Source organism: Citrobacter sp. VF227, assembly GCF_052950715.1.
In genome coordinates, this window is record NZ_JBRFVF010000032.1 from 1 (window position 1) to 2704 (window position 2704).

Sequence of the window (2704 nt, forward strand, 5' to 3'; positions counted from 1 at the left end):
CGTGCCAGTGCCGTCCGCCGGGAGGATGCAGACATGGTGTGCATGAGGTTTTTCTCTTTGTTAAGGGGTTAGTGAAATAAGGACGGGGTTACAGAAGGGCTGTGGGTGTTGGATAAATCGCCAGGTATACGTATCCGTACGAGCCGAGGCTGTGTGCCTCACAGGTCAGTCCTTTTGCATACAGCGTGACACCGTGCTGATGGCGGGGGCTTAGCTCACCGGATACCAGCCTTAACTCCAGCTGTTTGAGCAGCACAGGAAAGGCCTGGTCCAGATGGCGCAAATCTGCCTCACTGAATGTACCGGCGATACAGGCCCGGTCAGCCAGATAATGCAGCCGGAGGCCTTCCTGCACCAGGCGTGCGCCAAAGCACGGCATGACGGTGGGTTTAAGTCCCCACCAGGGTTCAGGGACATCGTGGTTTGTCGGAGGTATCTGATTCGACAATGTGGTATTCCTTAAATAAGTCAATTAAGGGTTACGCTGCGCAGGACGACATACGGGCCGTTGCGGTCCTGGCGACGTTCAGCGAACACGGCCAGGACGCCGCTGATATCCTGAACCTCCCGACCGGTATAGTGGCAGATGCTGCCGGACCAGGTGTATTTCCCGGTGCAGAAACGAAACAGCCGGGACTGTGGATGCCGGCGGTATATCGCCATCGCCTGACGTTTGGGGATGATTTTCATGCTGTTGTTTTTCTCTGGGGTCATAGCCAGCCTCTTTCAGCAAAGGAGGTAATCTCCATGCCGCCCACCACCAGATGGTCCAGCAGTCGGACCTCAATGAGCTCCATAGCCTGCTTAAGACGTTCCGTGAGTCGCTGGTCTGCCTGACTGGGCTCCGGCAGGCCTGACGGATGATTGTGGGCCACGATGACGGCGGCCGCGTTATGTTTCAGGGCCGCTTTGACCACTTCCCGGGGATGGACTTCGGTATGGCTGACAGTGCCGGTGAACAGTATCCCGTGGGTAATGAGGCGGTTCTGGTTATCCAGAAACAGCACCATAAACACTTCCCGTTCTTCCCCTGCAAGCCGCAGGCGCAGCCAGTCCCGGGTGGTGCTGGCGGAGGTGAAGGCCACTCCGGGTTCACGCAGCTGGCGTTCAAGCAGGTTCATGGCCCGCCGCAGCGTTCGCCGGGCATACGGCGACAGGCCGGCTTCCTGATGTGGGGAGGTCAGTGACGGGAACATATCAGGCTGCGATGCTGTGGGTAAGGGGGCCGGATTCGTCATGATTATTCCCCTAATCAATGATGCGCATAATGGCCTGGCACTCCGGGTGACTCAGCGCATAATCCCGCAGGCGGTAATAATGCGCGGTCATGGTATCGCACTCAGAGCGACAGGCGTGGTGGCTGTACTCCAGCAGGCAGGCGGCAATCCCGGCGGCTTCCGCGCTCATGTCCGCGCCGTTGCCGTTCATGTCATTAAACAGCGTCCATTTATCCTCACTCCCCTCTTCCGGCTCCGGGGCCATAAAAGCGCCGCCGTTGCTCAGCGTGTAAAACTGCCAGACACCGCCGCAGTAGTTCTCACACAGCCGGTCCATCCGGGCGAAGATGCGGGGCTCAAGCAGTATCCACTGTGGAATACCGCCGAAGTGCTGCGGCCAGAAATGAAGACGCTGCGTATCGGGCAGCAACGTGGCGGTGAGGGGGCTGGTGTTTTCAGTTACAGTGCAGGTCAGGTTAAGCGTGTTGTTCATGTGATTTCCTTTATTTTCAGTAGGATTATTGAGAAGAAGTGACGGGCAGGACTGCGCATAGCCATCGACATCACACCGTGAGGGCCACACGCCGTCAGTATCAGCCCGCTGACACAGGCTGCGTTCACCCGGCCGGTAGCAAAGATGCATACACCAGGCGCAGAGGTCATCATCGGAGATGGAGCGACTGCCGGGCTGGCTCTGCAGGGAAACCGGCCAGACCGATGCCTGGCGGGCATTCGCAGGAACGTGGCGCATCAGCCCAGGGCCTGCTGCAGCTCTTCGGCCATTACCCATAACGCCCTGTTGAGCTTCAGGTCTCCGTCGATACCGTTGACGGCCCGGGTGTGGCTGCGTTTCCCCTGTGCTGTCCGGCCGGCCAGACCACCTTTTTTGAGGTTTTCCTGCAGCCGGTTAAAGATGCTCCACAGGTCGTGTTTATCGTCCTGCCAGCGGCGCGGGGCAAGCACCTGTGTTTCAGTGACCGGCTGGTGCTCTTCCCCGAAGCGGTACGTCAGGGCGGCTTTCGCCAGCGCCTGTTGCGCCGGGGGCGGGAGCAGCAGCGCCTGCATGGCGTCCCGCTGTTCTTCAATCCGGTCAAAAACACCGAGTACCTCGTACGCCCCCTCAATGACTTTCTCCACCACATCACCCCGGTGCGGGACACGGATTTCACCAAACGACTGCCCGCAGACGAGCGAATTGGTACACACGCTACGGAATAGACCTGGCAGCATCTGATAACCTGATGACCCGTCGTGGGAGTTGAGCAGAATGATTTCCGGGACCTGCTGGCCGGTAATCTGCCCGGCGCGTCTCAGACGTAACATATGCTTTGTGTGCTCCCGGCGGTCCGGGTCGCGCACACGGGACTGGCAGGCAAAGAACGGCTCAAAACCTTCGCGCCGCAGGCTTTGCAGCAGGATGATGGTGGGAATGTAAGTGTATTTTTGACTGCGGGATGCATGACGGTCTTCTCCGAAGACACTGGGGA

The 2704-nt window shown here is 58.9% G+C and carries 5 protein-coding genes; all 5 read right to left on the reverse strand.

The genetic code is table 11. The features are described 5' to 3' along the window. Nucleotides 1–88 precede the first annotated feature (88 nt). The gene (locus tag ACU8YC_RS24690) at nucleotides 89–448 is read right to left on the reverse strand and encodes a type IV toxin-antitoxin system YeeU family antitoxin (protein WP_446895917.1); all 360 of its coding nucleotides are present in this window, start codon (nucleotides 446–448) and stop codon (nucleotides 89–91) included. Between the two features lie 20 nt (nucleotides 449–468). Continuing rightward, nucleotides 469–690 (reverse strand): DUF987 domain-containing protein, encoded by a 222-nt coding sequence (locus tag ACU8YC_RS24695; RefSeq protein WP_446895919.1) that lies wholly within the window; start codon nucleotides 688–690, stop codon nucleotides 469–471. Nucleotides 691–710: 20 nt separating this feature from the next. Beyond that, complete coding sequence (gene radC, locus ACU8YC_RS24700; protein WP_446895920.1) at nucleotides 711–1196, reverse strand: RadC family protein; 486 nt, start codon at nucleotides 1194–1196, stop codon at nucleotides 711–713. Between the two features lie 52 nt (nucleotides 1197–1248). Beyond that, entirely contained in the window at nucleotides 1249–1710 is a 462-nt protein-coding gene (locus ACU8YC_RS24705; RefSeq protein ID WP_446895921.1) for an antirestriction protein, read from the reverse strand. Between the two features lie 257 nt (nucleotides 1711–1967). After that, on the reverse strand, nucleotides 1968–2704 hold a 737-nt coding region (locus tag ACU8YC_RS24710), incomplete at its 5' end, for a DUF932 domain-containing protein (RefSeq protein WP_446895918.1).

Coding starts and splice junctions, on each gene's coding strand:
- ACU8YC_RS24695 (WP_446895919.1), bottom strand. CDS start 690: ATGAAAATCATCCCCAAACGTCAGGCGATGGCGATATACCGCCGGCAT.
- radC (WP_446895920.1), bottom strand. CDS start 1,196: ATGTTCCCGTCACTGACCTCCCCACATCAGGAAGCCGGCCTGTCGCCG.
- ACU8YC_RS24705 (WP_446895921.1), bottom strand. CDS start 1,710: ATGAACAACACGCTTAACCTGACCTGCACTGTAACTGAAAACACCAGC.